Origin of the sequence: Acinetobacter sp. 18QD2AZ41W (assembly GCF_009829025.1) — a bacterium.
In the GTDB taxonomy this organism is placed as follows: domain Bacteria; phylum Pseudomonadota; class Gammaproteobacteria; order Pseudomonadales; family Moraxellaceae; genus Acinetobacter; species Acinetobacter pseudolwoffii.
The window spans coordinates 52,935-71,194 of sequence record NZ_WURP01000006.1 but is presented as its reverse complement, the minus strand read 5'-3'; the positions used below and the strand labels follow the sequence as shown (position 1 = coordinate 71,194).

Genomic DNA, 18,260 nt, shown 5'->3' with positions numbered 1-18,260 from the left:
TAACATCCTAAAATAGCAGGAGATCTAGCTTCCATAGACTGAATCTGTCTGATCATTTTGACCTTACCAATAATTATTTGACGCTGTTTGTCGATCCAATTTTTAAAAAATGGAGGAGGTATGCCTTCCACAAAACCATCCTGGTTTGCCAATATCAATCCAAATGTTTTTATTAGTACTGTCGCCATTATTGCGATATTTTTAGCGTTGGTCGTATTTGCACCCGATGCTTTTTCAGTTTTCACCCAGCAACTGAACCAGTGGATTACCACCTCCTTTAGCTGGTTCTATGTATTGTCGGTGGCGATATTTCTCATCCTTCTGGTTTATATTGCCCTATCGGATATGGGCAAAATCAAACTGGGACCCGACCATAGCCAGCCGAAATATAGCAGTGCCTCCTGGTTTGCGATGTTATTCACCGCAGGAATGGGGATTGGACTGATGTTCTTTGGCGTGGCCGAACCGGTGATGCATTATGTCACGCCACCTGCCGGTGAACCGGAAACTGTACTGGCTGCACAACAATCTATGCGGGTCACCTTTTTCCACTGGGGCTTACATGCCTGGGCTATTTATACGCTTGTTGGCCTATCCTTGGCTTATTTTGCTTACCGGCATCAATTGCCTTTAAAAATCCGTTCGGCCTTGTATCCACTGATTGGTCAAAAGATCTATGGTCCGATTGGAGATGGCGTCGATACCTTTGCCACCATTGGTACGGTATTTGGTGTGGCCACCACGCTTGGTTTCGGGGTGACCCAAATCAATTCAGGTTTGAACTATTTGTTTGGCATTGAACAGGCACCCAGTACTCAGGTCATTTTGATTATTGTGGTCAGTGCCATGGCGGCGACTTCCGTATTTTTTGGATTAGACAAAGGAATTAAACGTTTATCTGAACTAAATTTGGTACTTGCACTGCTGTTGCTGATTTTTGTCTTTGTGGCAGGTCCGAGTATTTATCTGTTACAGACGACTATTCAGAATGCCGGCCAGTATGTCTCTAATCTGTTTAGTATGACCTTTAATCTGTATGCCTACCAGCCAAGTGGCTGGATTGGGGGCTGGACCATCATGTACTGGGCCTGGTGGATTTCCTGGTCGCCATTTGTCGGGATGTTTATTGCCCGGGTCTCGGAAGGGCGCAGTATTCGTGAATTTATCGTGGGTGTATTGCTGATTCCAACTGGATTTACCTTGATCTGGATGGGCTTTATGGGCAATGCCGCACTGTACAGCATTATGCACGAAGCTAATACCAGCTTGCTAGAAGCAGTTCAGCGTGATTCATCTGTGGCTCTATTCGAATTTTTAGCTAATCTACCCTTCAGTTCAGTGACCAGTATCATTGCGACTTTACTGGTGATGCTGTTCTTTGTGACTTCTGCCGATTCAGGAGCATTGGTGACTGATTATCTGACAGCAAAAAGTGAAAATTCACCGACCTGGCAGCGTCTGTTCTGGACCGTACTCATGGCTTTACTGGCTATCATCCTTTTACTGGCAGGAGGCTTAGAGGCTTTGCAATCGGCCACGATCATGAGTGCTTTGCCATTTACCTTCATTATGCTGCTGATGTGCTGGGGATTAATCAAAGCCTTACATCTGGATGTCACCAAAATGCATGCGCTGCAAGCCGCACGGATTACCCCGCGTGCGATCCAGAATCCGCGCAGCTGGCAACAGCGATTAGGCCTGATTATGCATTATCCGCACACTCAGGAAGAGGTGCAGCAGTATATTCAAAATACAGTGAATAAGGCATTTCTCAGCTTTCAGAGTGAATTGAAACGGCGCCGATTACACGTGACGATTAGTCCGCTAGAAGACGGTATACAGCTCCGTGTTGATCATCAGGATGAAATTAATTTTATCTATCAGGTCAATGCGACCCAGACTTTAAGTCCAAGCTTTATGTCTGAACTGGAGAATGCGGGCGTAGATTCCTATCAGGCAGAAGTCTTTTTAAGAGAAGGCGGGCAGGGCTATGATGTGATGGAATGGACGCAAGAAGATCTATTACAGGACATCATTGACCAATATGAACGTCATTTACACTTCTTAAGTCTGGTACGTACGCCTGAGTAAACGGAGTCATAAAACAATAAAAAAGGACGCAATATGCGTCCTTTTTTAATTCAGAATCTAATCAGAAATTAGAAACGGAATTTAGCATTTACGCCGATCGTTTGGGTATCACGAACTTGAGCAGTTTGCGCAAGATTTGCTTCGTAGTTAGCATTTACATAAGATGCGCCAACTGCAACAGCAGGAGTGATGAAGTAGTTTACGTTCGCACCCCAAGCTTTGTCTGGAGAACCAGCATAGCTAGATTCCATATAAGATGCGCCAACGCTTAACTGTGGGTTAAGGAAAAGCGTAGTACCTAGGTTGTAGGCAGTGTCTTCACCATAAACTAAACCAGATTCAAAACCAATTGACATGTTTGTACCGTCAATCGCGCCTACGTATTTAGTACGTGCAGTGATTGCGTCTTGGTCTTCATTAATTGTTGCAGATTCAAGAGCAGCTTTAGCAACGCCATTAGAAACGATGTTGAAAGCGTCATAAGAAGTCTGGTCAGCAACACTGGTATAACCCACAGCAACCAAGAAGTTAGGGATTAGTAATGCACCTAGTTCTAATGCATAACGGTCACCATTGCCGTCTGCTTTACCCGCTTTGTTATCCGCGATGGTATGGCTATAAGAAGCGCTTGCATAAACAGGCACAACTTTAGTTGGGATATAAGTTTCACCTTTCACGCCGTAAGTATGATTTACAGTACGTGAACGTCCAGCTTCTTCTTGACCATTTTCGCCATAGCTATACGCTAGAGCAACATTAGATGCTTGGTTTAGGAAAGCAGCTTCAGCTAAAGGACCTTTAGAAGCATCTACATCTTTAAAGTAATAAGTACCTTGAACAGCGCCAGTGAAGTCTTTGTCATTTGCAGTGTTATCGATGTACTCTGACTGACCTTGAACTTCGAATTGATATGCTTGAGCACCGGTCATCGCTAATAATACAGCAGTGGCTAAACCTAGTTTTTTCATGATATTTACCATTTTGTTACAAAAGATGTACAACATAGAACGTATTGTATTGTAACAATTTATTAAGTCAATCCGCTTTGAATTTAGTATTTTTTCGTCTTAAAATAATGTATTAGTTTTGTGTAATATTCATCTATTTAGCTTGAAATTGAATTTTATGTAAAATTTGTTTTATAACAAAAAGCTAGAGCTTAAAAATAGAACACTACGTCAAAGATTAAGAAGAAAATGTGTGGATATTGTTATTCATTAATTAAATTGATTATTGATTTTTTATCGTAAAATTCAATTTATGTTTTAAGGATAAATTCATAAATATGTCAAAAAATATAAGATGAATTATATAATTCATCACGCTTTATTATAAATTGTACAAATTTAATGCAGAATTTCTCTAGAATTGTAATAGGTGTCTCTTTTTTGAACCAAAATGTGATGCTTTTTAATCTCGACTAGGCCAATCGGCTTTACATTGTTAATAGATTTTTACATAATATCAGTATCAGGTTAAAGTTCATGTTTCATCATGATTTAGCGTGATCCTCCACAATTTTTGTTTTATTGGTCCAGCTTTCCCCAAGGTTGGGCTTTTTTTTATCCGCATTTTTTATTTACTTTCTATTCATCTTCTAAGATAGAAACTGTTCTGTAGCAATGAACTTCAGCAATAAAAATAGTAAAAATAAAGCACTAAAATGGTGCATATTAATTCATTAATAGATGACCTAAAAATATAAGCACTAAAAAAAACCCCAGTTTTCATAGAAAACTGGGGTTTTTTCGCCAAAATTTGCGGGTAAACTAAAATATCTGCTGAGGAATAATTTAACTCGCCCTAATGCGGTGCATTATGCACCCAATTGTTGCATGTGTAAATAGTGCGGAAAGCAAGTTTTGATATTTTTTTTAATGCTTAAAAGTCCTGTATTTGTGTTGTATTTTTTGTAGGATAAAACCCATAAAACTTTAGCCTGAATTTAAAAAGTAGCGCTTTTAAAAATTAAAATCAAAAAAATATAGAAAAAACATTAACTAAGTTAAATAACTACTTTAAGAGTATTTCATTTTATTTGTATGATAATCGCTCTATACAGCATTCTTTTGGTATTGGGGCGTAATAAAACAGCATGAACACCTTACGCTCAGGCTGGATCAGTAAACGTTTATACTGGGCCATGTCGATCATTATTTTAAGTCTGCTTTGTATCTGCATTCCCTTGATCGTCAGTAGTGGTCAAAATTATTTAAAATCGGTACAGACCTATCAACAGTTAGATGCACTACAACAGGTCGCTGATCTGGCCAATCGAATCTCCCGTGAGCGTGCTCCTGCCAATAAAGCCATGTCCAGTTCGGCAGAAGATTTTGCGCAGCATCAACAAGAATTAATGATTTACCGTCAGCAGGTGGATCAGCAGTTTTCCCAGACCGCTGAGGTATTGGCAGAATCCGGTTTCAACGATCTGAGGCAGCAACTTTTAAAGGTCAAAATCAGTCTTGACCATGGACGTGCCCAGATCGATGCTTATACCCAGATGCCGCGTCAGCTGCGCAGTGCTCAGGAACTTGATCAGGCAATTCTGGCCATGTTTGCTGCATGGGACAGCTGTCGTGAAATTTTAAGAGGCGTGGTTATCGCTTCAGATAGCTCGTCGACTCATCTCTATCGTTATATTAGCCAGATTTTATTTTTATCCGATTTACGTGATCAGGCCGGTCGTGTGGCTTCGAGTATTATAGCGCATGTGACTTTTGCTACGCCTCTTCCCACGCAAAATATCACCCGTTCTTTACAGACTCAGCATCAGGTGCATTATCTTTGGGCATTGATTGAAACCATTCAACCGGCTGAAGACAAGACAGATGAATTTATCCGTTTACATCGCCGGGTAGAAACTGATTTTATTCAGCAAGGTCTGCCGATTGTTTCTGAACTGATCAATGATAGTGTGGAGAAACGTACCTATCATTTGACTGGAACCCAACTGACTGAAGCCATTGTCGATAAATTTTCGACCGTGGTTGACCTGCAAAGCTATCTGCTTCAGTACAGCAGAGAAGTGGCCATTCAGGAAATGAACAGCAATATGCAGCGTTTGATCTGGAGTGTACTGGTATCGCTGATTTCATTGCTGACCGCGATTTCAACCATGATTTTTGCACGTAAACAGGTTTTTCTGCCGCTAATTCAGGCACGCCGCATGTTGTTGAGTTTGTCTAAAAACTTGGGTCGTCAGAAAATTGATATGCGGCTGCGTGAAGTGAATCATTCTGATTCTTTATTCGCTGCCATTCAGAAATTGCAACAGATGTTGCAAGAACGTGATGCGCTAGAGTTCCGTTTAAAGAATATTGCCCATTCCGATTCTTTGACCGGATTATCCAACCGTTTCGCGCTAGAAGAATATATTCGTTTTATGGAAAATCAGCCGGGTCAATTGAGCCAAACCTGTTTGATGATTATCGATATTGATCATTTTAAACAGGTGAATGATCGGTATGGGCATATTGTGGGTGATCAGGTGATTCAACTGGTGGCCGAACGTTTAAAGGCCAATGTTCGGGCGACGGATTTGCTGGTGCGTTATGGGGGCGATGAATTTCTGGTGCTGATTGAAAATATCCAGATGCAGCAGGCATTGATTGTGGCAGATAACATTCGGGCTGAAGTGGCTGAGCGTCATATTTTGACTGCAGCAGGAGACGAGATTCAGATTTCGGTCAGTATCGGGGTGGCGATTGGGGCTGTTTCCTGGATGGCTTTGTTGTCAAATGCCGATGATGCTTTGTTTAAAGCCAAAGCGAAGGGACGGAATGTGGTGGCTGAGGTTTAGTCTAAAAGATTCCTTCTCTACTTTTGACTGCACAAAAGTAGCCAAATGCATTTGTTCGAATGATGCTAAGTCCCTTTAGCACAGTCAAACGGGCAACATCCATGTTGCCAGTCATGTGATTTAATTTGGATGATCTTTAGACTTAAGTTGGTCATGTTCATGCCAAATTATTTCCAATGCATCAGACTAAAAAGACGCATGAAAACTGGCAGCCAATTCATTCTTCAATAGATAAGTATTTTGATGCCTATGAAGGTTATATCTCATCTCATGATGCTAAAAAGGTAGATGATCAAATATTGGCACAATTGGCTGAAGAAATTCGTTCAATAGGATCATGAAAAATAAAAAGCCCTCCTTGATAAAAGAAGGGCTGATAAATCTTGGATAGCTTATTTCAACAACGCTTTCAAAAACTTACCCGTATGTGACGCTTTGACTTTTACCACCTGTTCAGGCGTTCCCTCAGCAACAATCATACCGCCTCCCGAACCACCTTCAGGGCCTAAGTCCACGACCCAATCGGCGGTTTTAATCACGTCTAGGTTATGCTCAATCACCACAATGGTATTACCCTTATCACGTAGCTGATGCAGGATGTCCAGCAGCTTGGCAATATCATGGAAATGCAGACCCGTGGTCGGTTCATCCAGAATATACAGGGTTTGACCGGTATCGCGTTTGGCCAGTTCACGTGCCAGTTTGACACGCTGCGCTTCACCACCGGAAAGCGTGGTCGCAGACTGACCCAGACGGATATAACCCAAACCTACCTGATGCAATGTTTCCAGACGACGGTGAATGACGGGAATGGCATCGAAGAAATGCATGGCATCCTCAACGGTCATCTGCAACACATCGGAAATATTCTTGCCCTTATAGTTCACTTCCAGCGTTTCACGGTTATAACGTTTGCCATGACAGGCATCGCAAGGCACATACATATCCGGCAGGAAATGCATCGCCACCTTGATCATGCCGTCGCCTTCACAGGCTTCACAGCGACCACCTTTCACGTTAAACGAGAAACGACCCGCGGCATAACCACGTGCTTTGGCTTCCGGAGTTTGTGAAAACAGTTCACGAATCGGGGTAAATAAACCGGTATAAGTGGCCGGATTGGAACGTGGGGTTCGTCCAATCGGACTCTGGTCAATATCGACGACTTTGTCGAGGAACTGCAAGCCATCAATCGATTCAAACTTTTCCGATGTTAAAGTGGTTGCACCATTCAGTTGGGTCGCCGCCAAAGGTAACAATGTCCGGTTAATCAAGGTCGACTTACCCGAACCCGATACCCCGGTAACACAAGTCATAATGCCCAAAGGAATGGTCAGATCGACTTTTTTCAGGTTATGCCCAGATGCACCCATCAGCTTGATCTGTTCTTCAGGTTTAGGTGGCTGAATCCGTTTTTTCGGCACTTCAATTTTTAACTTGCCAGACAAATATTGTCCGGTCAGCGAGTCAGGATTGGCCAGAATTTCATCATAAGTCCCTTCAGCAATCACATGTCCACCATGTACACCTGCACCCGGGCCAATATCAATAATATGATCGGCGGCACGAATTGCATCTTCATCATGCTCGACCACCAAGACGGTATTGCCCAAGTCTCGCAGACGGATCAGGGTTTGCAGCAGACGGTCATTGTCACGCTGATGCAGACCAATTGAGGGTTCATCCAGCACATACATCACGCCCATCAGGCCGGCACCAATCTGGGAAGCCAGACGAATACGCTGTGCTTCACCGCCCGACAATGTTTCGGCAGAACGCGACAGGCTGAGATAATTCAGACCGACTGAGACCAGGAAGTGCAGACGTTCACGGATTTCCTTGAAAATCTTGTCGGCGATTTCTCCGCGTGCGCCTTCTAGGTTAATGTCCTGATAATAGCTTTCGGCATCACCAATCGACATGCGGGTAATGTCGGCAATGGTCTTGTCCAGAATTTTCACATTCCGCGAGATTTCATTCAGCCGTGAACCATCACAGGCATCACAGGCAGCATTGGACAGATACTGCGCCAGATCATCACGCACATAATTACTTTCAGTTTCACGGTAGCGGCGTTCCAGATGCGGCAAAATCCCTTCAAACGGAATCACCCGATTATGACGACGGCCACGCTCATCGATATAACTTAGATCAATTTTTTCTTTGCCGGTGCCGTACAGGAATTTTTTCTTGGTGTCGGCATCCAGTTCATTCCACGGCGTTTCTAAAGAAAAACCAAAATGCTCGGCGACTTTCTGGATCATGCCGTAATAATAAGGACGCTGACGGTCCCAGCCACGAATCGCACCCTGACTGACACTGACTTCAGGATTGGGAATCAGTTTATCGGCACTAAAATGACTGCGGGTGCCGAGACCATCACAGACCGGACAGGCACCAAAAGGGTTATTGAACGAGAATAAACGCGGTTCCAGTTCTGCGACAGCGCGGTCACATTCCGGGCAGGAATGCTTGGCAGAAAATACCCGATCATCATGTTCATCCTTCATCCAGGATAAAATCGCAATATCGCCACCGAGGCGCAGTGCAGTTTCAAAACTTTCTGCAATACGGTTGCCCAGATCATCACGGACTTTAAAGCGGTCGACCACGACTTCAATGGTATGTTTTTTCTTTTTGTCCAGTTCTGGTGGCGGATCAATTTCCATAATCTCGCCATCGACGCGGGCACGGACAAAACCTTGACTCTGTAACTGCTCAAATAAGGCGGTATATTCACCTTTACGCTCACGCACCACCGGGGCAAGCAGCATCAAGGCTGTGCCTTCTTCCAGCACTTTGACTGTATCGACCATTTCCGTGACGGTTTGTGCCACCATCGGCAGGTCATGTTCTGGACAGAAGGGCGTACCGACACGTGCATACAGCAGACGTAAGTAGTCATAAATTTCGGTAATGGTACCCACGGTAGAACGCGGGTTATGGCTGGTCGATTTCTGTTCAATCGCGATGGCTGGACTGAGACCTTCAATCGAATCGACTTCCGGTTTTTCCATTTGTGAAAGGAACTGGCGTGCATAGGCAGACAGCGATTCCACATATCTGCGTTGACCTTCGGCATATAAGGTATCAAAGGCAAGCGAGGACTTACCTGAACCAGACAGTCCCGTAATCACCACAAACTTGTCGCGTGGTATATCAAGGTTCACATTTTTCAGGTTATGGGTACGTGCGCCTCGAATACGGATGTGGCTTTGGCTCATGCAAGGATCCTGGAATATTCATCAAAAACCCTTATATGATACCGGATGAAAAATGTTCAAGTGCAAATAAAAGTATTTTAAACGTCAAGTTATGTCGGTGATTGGTCAATTCATCACAATACCGAGAAATATCACAGTAGATCGCTTCACTGTTCAGAATGACTAGACGTGAGGGAAGTTCTTAACAAGCTGCTGCATAGCGGCGTTCAAAGATCGATTCAACATCCTCAAAGCAGGTGTCACGTGGTATATCATGATGCAGTCGCGCATAGAAATTAACTTCATTTTCCAGAATTTGCAAAAAGCCCTCATAGTCTTGTTCGAAAAAATCCAGGTCGAGCAAATCATTACGACGGGCCTGATGACAGCGGTACTTTTCAATAAATTTCAGCAGATGTTTCTGGATATGCGTGTTGGTATGGTAAATCAGGTAAGTTGCTGCTGAACCACAATCCAGACAGCCCTGTTCCAGATAAATTTCTTCATTATTCAACCAGCAACATTGCACCGTAAAAAATGCCCGAATCGCCTCGGTACCTAAAGTGTCCATATCTGATGCCTCTTTCTGGGACTAAACTATTAAATGATAATTATTCTCATTTATTATGCGGCAATGTGTGGCGAATAGCTAGGTTTAGCTTACTCGCCACTCAGCAGTTTTGTTGTTCTTTTCCCAGACTAAGCCGTTTTTATAATCAATTGATGACAATAGATCCGATTTTAATCGATAAGATAAAGACGCCCAATCTTCAACAGTAATACTGATCAGTTAAGGCGTTTAGAAATAGACTCTTTAATTTTTTAGTCGTCCAGGGCGGAGTCTTAAGGTTTTAAATCAAAAACTTGTAAATCAGTTGTTACTTTGGTTTCGCCCAGCGGATGACTTTTCCAACTATCAAATATAATCATGAATTTTAAAAAGAAAATGCCAGTCAATTTCTTAACTGACTGGCATTGTGGTTTTAAACAGGGCTTTTTTTGTGCATCTTATTGGTCTAGGCCAGGCCACTGGCGTTGCTCAAAGGCGCTGTCCCAGAATAACCATTCCAGACGGGCCGCATGCGTATAAGCTTGGTGCATTTTTTCCAGTGTATCGGCATCAACGCGCGCCGCAACACGGTCAATGGTCGCAATTACATTACGCACAGCCGTGTGGAATTCTTCGCCTGAATAGGTATCCACCCAGGCCTGATAAGGATTATTCGATGCAGAATTATCGACTATATCTTTGCCGACTTCTGCATAAATCCAGAAACATGGCAGTAACGAGGCCAGTACCACCGGGTAGCTTTCCGACCATGCAGTCGAAGTGAGATAAGAGGTATAATGATGGCAAGCCAGCGTCAGAGGAGTACTTTCGAACTGGTCTTTGCTAATGCCAAAATCCTGCATAAAACCGTCATGCAGGCTACGCTCCACCACAATCGCAATTTTGGCGGCTTCAGCAAACTGAATCACATCATCTGCCTCAAATGCTTTGGCGGCACAGACTGCCAGTGCACGGCCATAAGCCAATAAATAATGTGCATCCTGAATCACATAATGACTAAAGGCCTCACGGCTTAATGTGCCTTGTGCCAGTTGCTGATTAAAGGGCAGAGCCAGGGTCTTCTGATAAAGCCCTAGATTACGTTGCCATAGCTCTTGTGAAAAACTCATGCGGAAATCCTTCGCAGTTCAAGTTAAACCATGCAGCACTATAGCAAAGATCGGGCTGTTGAAAAGAACGGCAGATTTTAGAAACAGAAAATAAGATAAAACAGCTCAGGAAGTGCTTTGGTTTATGCGCTAAAAGTTTCATAATTAGCTTAACTTTTCCTATTCGTATTGCTGCTCTCTCGCAGCCATACATTTATTTAATTTATCCAAGGTCGTTGTGTATGTTGAAACATTTTGGTTTCTCGATTGCATTTTCGATCGTGTGTCTTGGTTTGTCTGCGTATTGGGGTTATACCCATGGTCCTGACGCAGGCCTGCAAACCATGCTCACAGCGCTGACCATTACCGCTATTCTGGCGATTATGGAAGTGTCGTTGTCCTTTGATAACGCGGTTGTCAATGCCTCAGTCCTACGGGGTTGGGATCATTTCTGGAAAATGCTGTTCCTGACAGTCGGTATTCTGATTGCAGTCTTCGGAATGCGTTTGATCTTCCCGGTGGTCATTGTTGCAGTGACTGCAGACCTGGGCTTTATGGAAGTGGTACGTCTGGCCCTGAATGATCCGAAAGAATATTCAGCACGTTTAATGGCACATCATCCCGAAATTGCAGCTTTTGGTGGTGCTTTCCTGTTGATGGTATTCCTGAACTTCTTCCTGGATGAAGAAAAAGACACGCACTGGTTCAGACGGGTGGAACGCCGTCTGTCCAATCTGGCCAATGTACCAGCGATGTCGGTGTTTATCGCACTGGTGGCCTTGTTAATCATGGCAGCCAATGTCGATGAAGCCAAGCGTCTGGCAGTGACTATGGCGGGAATCTGGGGCATCGTAATTTATATTGGGGTGCAGGTCTTGAGCCATATGCTCGGTGGTGAACCGGAAGTCGATGAAGAAGGCAATGCGATTCGTCATGATGAAAATGGCGTACCGACGGGTGTAGTGAAAGCCGGTATTGGTGGTTTCCTCTATTTAGAAGTCCTGGATGCCTCTTTTAGTTTTGATGGCGTGATCGGTGCCTTTGCGATTACCTCAGACGTGGTCATCATCATGCTGGGTCTGGCCATTGGTGCGATCTTTGTCCGTTCAATGACGATTTATCTGGTTGAACAGGGCACATTGGATGCCTATATTTACTTGGAACATGGTGCGCATTATGCCATCGGTGCACTGGCTTTTATCATGATTGCCAGCGGAACCGGTCTGCATGTACCAGAAGTGGTGACCGGTCTGATCGGTGTAGCCTTTATTGTCTGGGCAGTATTCGCCTCGATTCAATACAAAAAACGTCAGGCAGCTTTAGACAAATAAAGCGCTGTTCCTGAATAAAAAGCGTAGCTCCGGCTGCGCTTTTTTATTTTTAGATTGGCATCATCTTTATTTCAAATAAAATTCATGTCTTCTTCATGAGCTGAATGTCCTATAATCTGGGCTCCAGATTAATTAACCCAATCGCCATAATTTATGATGAATGCTTTAGAACGTCGTTCAACCTTTGCCCTGAGCAGTATTTTTGCACTGCGCATGCTGGGGTTGTTTATGATTATCCCGGTGTTTTCTGTGGCAGGGCAGGCATATCAATATGCAACGCCTGCACTGATCGGTTTGGCGGTCGGGGTCTATGGTTTGACTCAGGCCTTATTACAGATACCATTTAGCCTGATTGCAGACCGCTATAGCCGTAAGCCTTTGATTGTTTTAGGACTGCTGCTGTTTGCCTTGGGTGGTGCGATTGCAGCCATGTCTGACAGCATTTATGGCGTGATTATCGGTCGTGCCATTGCTGGTGGTGGCGCAGTATCCGCTGTCGTCATGGCCTTGCTGGCCGATGTCACGCGTGAAGAAAACCGCATGAAAGCCATGGCAATCATGGGCATGAGTATTGGTCTGTCTTTTGTGGTGGCATTTAGTCTCGGGCCTTGGCTGACAGGTCTGGTTGGCATTTCGGGATTGTTCTGGGTCACCACGGTGATGGGATTGGCTGCCATTGCCATGCTGTTTATGGTGCCTAAAGTCACGCGCCATCATAAAAACTTTCAACAGGGTTATCTGACCCAACTGAAACAGGTGCTCCAGATTGGCGATTTGAATCGTCTGCATGTATCTGTGTTTACCCTGCATTTATTGCTCACAGCCATGTTTATTTATGTGCCTTCGCAGCTGATCGAGTTTGCAGATCTGCCGCTTTCCAGTCATGGCTTGGTCTATTTACCCCTGTTGGTGCTAAGTCTGTTCTTTGCTTTTCCGAGTATCATTCTGGCAGAAAAATACCACAAAATGCGCGCGATTTTTCTGGTGGCGATTAGCGGTATTATTCTGGGTTTAATGGTGATGGTCTTTGGTTTTGAATCCAAATATATCTTGCTCATTGGCCTGGGCCTGTTCTTTATTGCCTTTAACGTGATGGAGGCCTTATTGCCTTCCTGGCTGTCTAAAGCTGCACCGATCCAGTCTAAAGCGACGGCAATGGGCGTGAATGCCAGCAGCCAGTTTTTGGGTGCCTTCTTTGGTGGGATGATCGGTGGTCAATTGTTGCTGCTCAATAATACCTTGATGGGCTGGAGTATCCTGACCGGGATTGCGATTGTTTGGCTGCTGATGAGTTTCGGGCTAGCTCAGCCACGCTATCTTTCATCACTGGTGCTGCGTTTGCCGGAAAGCAGACAAACTGACGAATGGACTTCTCAGCTTTTGGCGATTCGTGGTATTGAAGAAGTCGTGGTGATGGCTGAACAGCAAGTTGCCTATATAAAAGTCGATAAACAGCAGATTGATGATGCTTCGCGACAACAATTAACGCACTTGTTAGGTAAAGAGGTAGCCATTTAAGCATAACTCTTATAAAGTAAAATACAGAAATATATAGGAAGTAAACAGCAAATGCGTGGTGTAAATAAAGTCATTTTAGTGGGTACTTTGGGTAAAGATCCGGAAACCAAAACTTTTGCAAATGGTGGTTCTCTCACTCAATTTTCGATCGCCACTAGCGATTCGTGGACAGATAAAAGTACCGGTGAACGTAAAGAACAAACGGAATGGCACCGTATCGTGTTGCATAACCGTTTAGGCGAAATTGCGCAGCAATATCTGCGTAAAGGTTCTAAAGTATATATTGAAGGTTCATTACGTACCCGTCAGTGGACTGATCAAAATGGTCAGGAGCGCTATACAACGGAAATCCGTGGTGATCAAATGCAGATGCTGGACTCGAATCGTTCACAAGGCGAGCAGGGCGACAACAGTTTTAACCAGCCACGTTTTAATAACAATAATCAGGCGAGTAACAACCAAAGTAGCGGTTATGGCAATAATCCGCAGTCGGGTTATGGTTCAGCGCCGCAGCAAGGCGGTTTCAACAACAATCAGGGTGGCGGTTATGGCAACAATAACCCGAGTGGTTTTGCACCGAAATCTGCACCTGCACCAACAGCAGCGCCTGCAGCTGATTTAGATGATGATCTTCCGTTTTAACTTATCAGAACGGTAAATCTTCATCCAAGACCCACCTGAATCCGGTGGGTTTTTTATGTCTTGAATTTGCTTTGTTTAGTTTGGATAGAGCTCAGAGCTTTATGATTGCTAATCTAAGTTGCAAAAAATTATATTTCAACTGCTCGGCTTATGTTCAAAATTCTAGGCTCCATATTGAGCAAATCAATCAGATCAGTAATTCTCATAGAAATCTTAAATCTAAAAAAGCGATTATTTTTATAAAAACTTACGGTTTTACCTATTTAAGAAATTTTCGTATTCTATCTTCATCGAATGAACAATCTCACCAATATACGAGGAAAGGTCTCATGAGTTTAATCAATACTGAAATCAAACCATTCAACGCCACTGCTTACCACAAGGGTCAATTTGTGGAAGTGTCCGAGCAGGACATGAAAGGTAAATGGTCGGTTGTATTCTTCTATCCTGCTGACTTTACTTTTGTTTGTCCAACTGAATTAGGCGATCTTGCTGATCAATATGCTGAATTCCAGAAAATGGGCGTGGAAATTTATGGTGTATCAACCGATACACACTTCACCCATAAAGCTTGGCACGATACCTCTGACGTGATTGGTAAAATCCAGTACCCCATGATTGGCGATCCAACCTGGACTTTGGCGAAAAACTTTGAAGTATTGATTGAAGCTGAAGGTCTGGCAGATCGTGGTACTTTCGTGATCGATCCAGAAGGTAAAATCCAGATCGTTGAAATCAATGCCGGTGGTATTGGTCGTGATGCAGCTGAACTGCTTCGCAAAGTGAAAGCAGCGCAATATGTACACGCTCACCCAGGTGAAGTATGTCCTGCGAAATGGAAAGAAGGCGAAGCGACTCTTGCTCCTTCAATTGACTTAGTGGGTAAAATCTAATTCGCTAACTTACTTTCGAAGCAAAAAATCCAGCACTCAGTGCTGGATTTTTTTATTGGCTGCTCAACATGAAAGCGCAATTCAAATGGTATAGCCCTGATGGCCTTCTGCCCGGGCACGTAAGCCCTCGACCAGATGCTCAATCAGTTTTTCCATCACCAGACGCTGACCTTTGCGTGAGGCATAGACCAGTTGTACGGTTCCCATATTGGAACACCAGTCTGGCAGCAGATGGATCAGGCGACCAGCTTTGAGATCTGCTTCCACGGTTAACAAGGGTAGATCGGCAATACCCAGGCCATCCAGGGCAGAATAGTATACGCCGGCCAGATCATTGCTTTTGATGCGGGGTTCTAGGGGGATATCCATCTGTTCATGACTGTCGATACGATGCAGATGCCATTGATAGTGATTTCTTTGGGTGCCTAAAACAATGGTCGGAAAGTCATTGATCTCAGTGGGGTAGTTAATATGGCGATCTTTAAGCAGCTCCGGACTGGCCACCAGACAATGCGTGGTTTTAATCACATCACGGACGACAATACTGGAATCCTCATTGGCTTCAAAGTTGGTACGTATCGCCAGGTCAATCTCATCATGCAGGACATCGACACGCCGGCTGGTAATTTCCATTTCTAGCTGAACCTTGGGATAAGTCTTGAGGAATTCATTCAGCAGGCTGCGGATCTGGTAGCGCATCATCACCGAAGGACAACTCAGCTTGACCAGGCCTTGTGGTTCACTTTTCTGCTTGAGCAAGACATTACGGGCACATTCCACCTGTTGAATCAGCTTTTCGCATTCCTCAAAAAATTCCTGGCCCAGTGAGGTCACCTTAAAATGTCGGGTTGAGCGTTGAATCAGGGTGACATTGAAACGGGCTTCCAGCTCTAAAATACGTCGGCTGAGTTTGGATTTGGTGATTCCGGAGATGTCACTGGCTGCACTGAAGCCGCCATGCTTGACCACCAGATAAAAATAATAATAGTCATCAAAAGAATGCACCTTTCACCTCAATCGCCCTGCGTTCATACAATGCCTATCATAGGGGAAATCCGGGCCAGGCTAAACTGTTTCCAAGCCAGATTAATTTAATTGTTCCAACAAAAAGCGACCCGAAGGCCGCTTATTTTAGAGATGTGTATGGTTTATTTCTGTGCAGTATTCTGGCTATAGCTATTCATCAGGTTGCGGTAGTCAGGAATATGATTGCTGAATAAGCTGCCGAGACCTTCGATATCATTACGCCAGTCACGGTGCAGTTCACAAGCCAGACCAAACCAGGTCATCAGCTGTGCACCAGCCTGTGACATGCGGTTCCATGCAGCATCACGTGTCAGGTGATTAAAGGTACCAGATGCATCTGTCACGATGAATACGTCAAATTCTTCTTCAAGTGCAGACAGCGCCGGGAAGGCAACGCACACTTCAGTCACCACGCCAGCAATGATCAACTGTTTTTTACCCGTGGCTTTTACCGCTTTAACAAAATCTTCATTATCCCAGGCATTAATTTGCCCTGGACGAGCAATATAAGGTGCGTCCGGGAATAGCTCTTTCAGCTCAGGAACCAACGGACCATTTGGGCCTTGTTCGAAGCTAGTGGTCAAAATGGTCGGTAAATTGAAATATTTTGCTGCTGCCGCAAGCGCCAATACATTATTTTTGAATTTATCTGGGTCAATATCACGAACCAGTGACAACAAACCAGTCTGATGGTCTACAAGTAATACGGCTGCATTGTCTTTGTCTAAATGTCATAAGGTTTTGCCATTTCTCTGTTCCTCTCTATAAAATTAGCATCCCGTCTTGGATCAAACCCAGGCTGTTCCGGGACGTGGTGATTTTTATATTAGAGCTAAAAACAGGACAAAATAAGCCCAAATTCTGGGATAAATAATCTTAAAAATAGGATAATTAAAAATTTAGACCAAAATTTTAGTTTATTTGTGTTGAATTCGGGAAGTTAAAGCAAAGATTGTCTTATATATAAGATACTGTATTCCAGCTTAGGACTATCAGCGCATCTTGGCCCGGCATAAAATGGCGGCATGTTCATCCTATCTTAATAGGAGTTAAAAGATGAAAAAAGTGATTGGTGTTTACCGTAATCAAAACATGCATTGGGTCGGCGATGGCTTTCCGGTAAAAAATTTGTTCTCCTATGACCGTTTAGGTCAGGCGATTAGCCCGTTTTTATTACTGGATTATGCTGCGCCCTATCATTTTGATCCGACGACTGTACAACATGGCGTGGGTTCACATCCACATCGCGGTTTTGAAACAGTGACGTTAGCCTATCAGGGGGCAGTGACGCATCAAGATTCAAGTGGCGGTGGCGGCACGATTCAGGCGGGGGATGTGCAGTGGATGACCGCAGGCTCAGGTGTGGTCCATGAAGAATTTCATTCTCCAGATTTTGCCAAACATGGCGGTCTCTTTGAAATGGTACAGCTCTGGGTCAATCTGCCGGCCAAAGACAAGATGACCACACCACGTTATCAGGCGATCACTGCGGCAGCTATTCCGCGGATTGAAATGGATGAAGAGGCGGGGCATATCCGGGTGATTGCAGGTGAGTTTGCTGGTCATCAAGGTCCTGCTCACACCTTTAGTCCGATCAATGTCTGGGATGGTGAACTGAAAGCGGAATATGAAACCACATTACATATCCCTGCCGGGCATAATGCACTGTTAGTCGTGCTGAAGGGTGAGCTGGTGGTCAATGCGAGCCAGAAAGTCCTGGACAGCTCAATTATAATGTTTGCCCGTGATGGAGATCCGGCGATTCAGTTGCAAGCCTATCAGGATACCCAGTTTGTGTTACTGACAGGCGAGCCACTCAATGAGCCCATTCAAGGTTATGGCCCGTTTGTAATGAACAGCAAGGAAGAAATTATGCAGGCATTTCAAGAGTTTAATCAGGGTAAATTTGGTGAACTTGCGGTGCAGGCTGAATAGTACACCGAGCGGTTAAACAAAGAAGCCTCTGCTTTCGCAGAGGCTTTTATTTTATAAGGCGCTGTAGTTTCTTGTCGTTTTAAATAATTTACGCATAAACTCATCTTGGTGGAATCTGATGGGTTTATGGTTTTATTATGCTGTGAATCATAGGTTTTTC

12 protein-coding genes and 1 pseudogene are annotated in these 18,260 nt (G+C 44.1%); 7 read left to right on the top strand and 6 right to left on the bottom strand.

Going from position 1 to position 18,260, the window contains the following annotated elements:
* Nucleotides 1–120 precede the first annotated feature (120 nt).
* Nucleotides 121–2,091 (top strand): choline BCCT transporter BetT, encoded by a 1,971-nt coding sequence (gene betT / locus GVV58_RS10175; protein WP_159516472.1) that lies wholly within the window; start codon nt 121–123, stop codon nt 2,089–2,091.
* A 68-nt stretch (nt 2,092–2,159) separates the two neighbouring features.
* Here the strand turns inward: betT and omp33-36 are convergent, their stop codons facing one another.
* Nucleotides 2,160–3,071 (bottom strand): porin Omp33-36, encoded by a 912-nt coding sequence (omp33-36, locus tag GVV58_RS10170; RefSeq protein WP_289845706.1) that lies wholly within the window; start codon nt 3,069–3,071, stop codon nt 2,160–2,162.
* 1,115 nt (nt 3,072–4,186) lie between these two features.
* Here omp33-36 and GVV58_RS10165 point away from each other — a divergent pair.
* Nucleotides 4,187–5,893 (top strand): GGDEF domain-containing protein, encoded by a 1,707-nt coding sequence (locus tag GVV58_RS10165; protein ID WP_159516470.1) that lies wholly within the window; start codon nt 4,187–4,189, stop codon nt 5,891–5,893.
* 392 nt (nt 5,894–6,285) lie between these two features.
* Here GVV58_RS10165 and uvrA read toward each other — a convergent pair whose 3' ends face one another.
* The 3 genes from uvrA to tenA all read right to left on the bottom strand — a co-directional run bounded on the left by uvrA (nt 6,286) and on the right by tenA (nt 10,776).
* The gene (gene uvrA, locus GVV58_RS10160) at nt 6,286–9,117 is read right to left on the bottom strand and encodes an excinuclease ABC subunit UvrA (RefSeq protein WP_159516469.1); all 2,832 of its coding nucleotides are present in this window, start codon (nt 9,115–9,117) and stop codon (nt 6,286–6,288) included.
* Nucleotides 9,118–9,298: 181 nt separating this feature from the next.
* Nucleotides 9,299–9,667, bottom strand: a complete 369-nt coding sequence (locus GVV58_RS10155; RefSeq protein WP_005095110.1) for a hypothetical protein — start codon at nt 9,665–9,667, stop codon at nt 9,299–9,301.
* A 437-nt stretch (nt 9,668–10,104) separates the two neighbouring features.
* Nucleotides 10,105–10,776, bottom strand: coding sequence for a thiaminase II (gene tenA, locus GVV58_RS10150; RefSeq protein ID WP_100354916.1), 672 nt, complete (start codon nt 10,774–10,776; stop codon nt 10,105–10,107).
* Nucleotides 10,777–10,997: 221 nt separating this feature from the next.
* Between tenA and GVV58_RS10145 the strand changes: the two genes are divergently transcribed.
* From GVV58_RS10145 to ahpC, 4 genes are all read left to right on the top strand, one after another.
* Nucleotides 10,998–12,086: a DUF475 domain-containing protein gene (locus GVV58_RS10145; protein WP_004647275.1), complete on the top strand. Its 1,089-nt coding sequence runs from the start codon at nt 10,998–11,000 to the stop codon at nt 12,084–12,086.
* Nucleotides 12,087–12,239: 153 nt separating this feature from the next.
* Nucleotides 12,240–13,604 carry an MFS transporter gene (locus GVV58_RS10140; RefSeq protein WP_159516468.1) on the top strand — a complete coding sequence of 455 codons (1,365 nt, stop codon included), beginning with the start codon at nt 12,240–12,242 and terminating at the stop codon, nt 13,602–13,604.
* Between the two features lie 51 nt (nt 13,605–13,655).
* The gene (gene ssb / locus GVV58_RS10135) at nt 13,656–14,246 is read left to right on the top strand and encodes a single-stranded DNA-binding protein (protein WP_159516467.1); all 591 of its coding nucleotides are present in this window, start codon (nt 13,656–13,658) and stop codon (nt 14,244–14,246) included.
* A 329-nt stretch (nt 14,247–14,575) separates the two neighbouring features.
* Nucleotides 14,576–15,139: an alkyl hydroperoxide reductase subunit C gene (ahpC, locus tag GVV58_RS10130; protein WP_005095146.1), complete on the top strand. Its 564-nt coding sequence runs from the start codon at nt 14,576–14,578 to the stop codon at nt 15,137–15,139.
* Nucleotides 15,140–15,220: 81 nt separating this feature from the next.
* On the opposite strand, the gene GVV58_RS10125 is transcribed toward ahpC, so the two are convergent.
* Both GVV58_RS10125 and ycaC read right to left on the bottom strand, forming a co-directional pair.
* Complete coding sequence (locus GVV58_RS10125) at nt 15,221–16,144, bottom strand: LysR substrate-binding domain-containing protein (RefSeq protein WP_159516466.1); 924 nt, start codon at nt 16,142–16,144, stop codon at nt 15,221–15,223.
* 143 nt (nt 16,145–16,287) lie between these two features.
* A pseudogene (gene ycaC / locus GVV58_RS10120) lies at nt 16,288–16,893 on the bottom strand (isochorismate family cysteine hydrolase YcaC); the annotation flags it as partial.
* Between the two features lie 328 nt (nt 16,894–17,221).
* Between ycaC and GVV58_RS10115 the strand changes: the two are divergent.
* Complete coding sequence (locus tag GVV58_RS10115) at nt 17,222–18,100, top strand: pirin family protein (RefSeq protein WP_159516465.1); 879 nt, start codon at nt 17,222–17,224, stop codon at nt 18,098–18,100.
* Nucleotides 18,101–18,260: the final 160 nt, after the last annotated feature.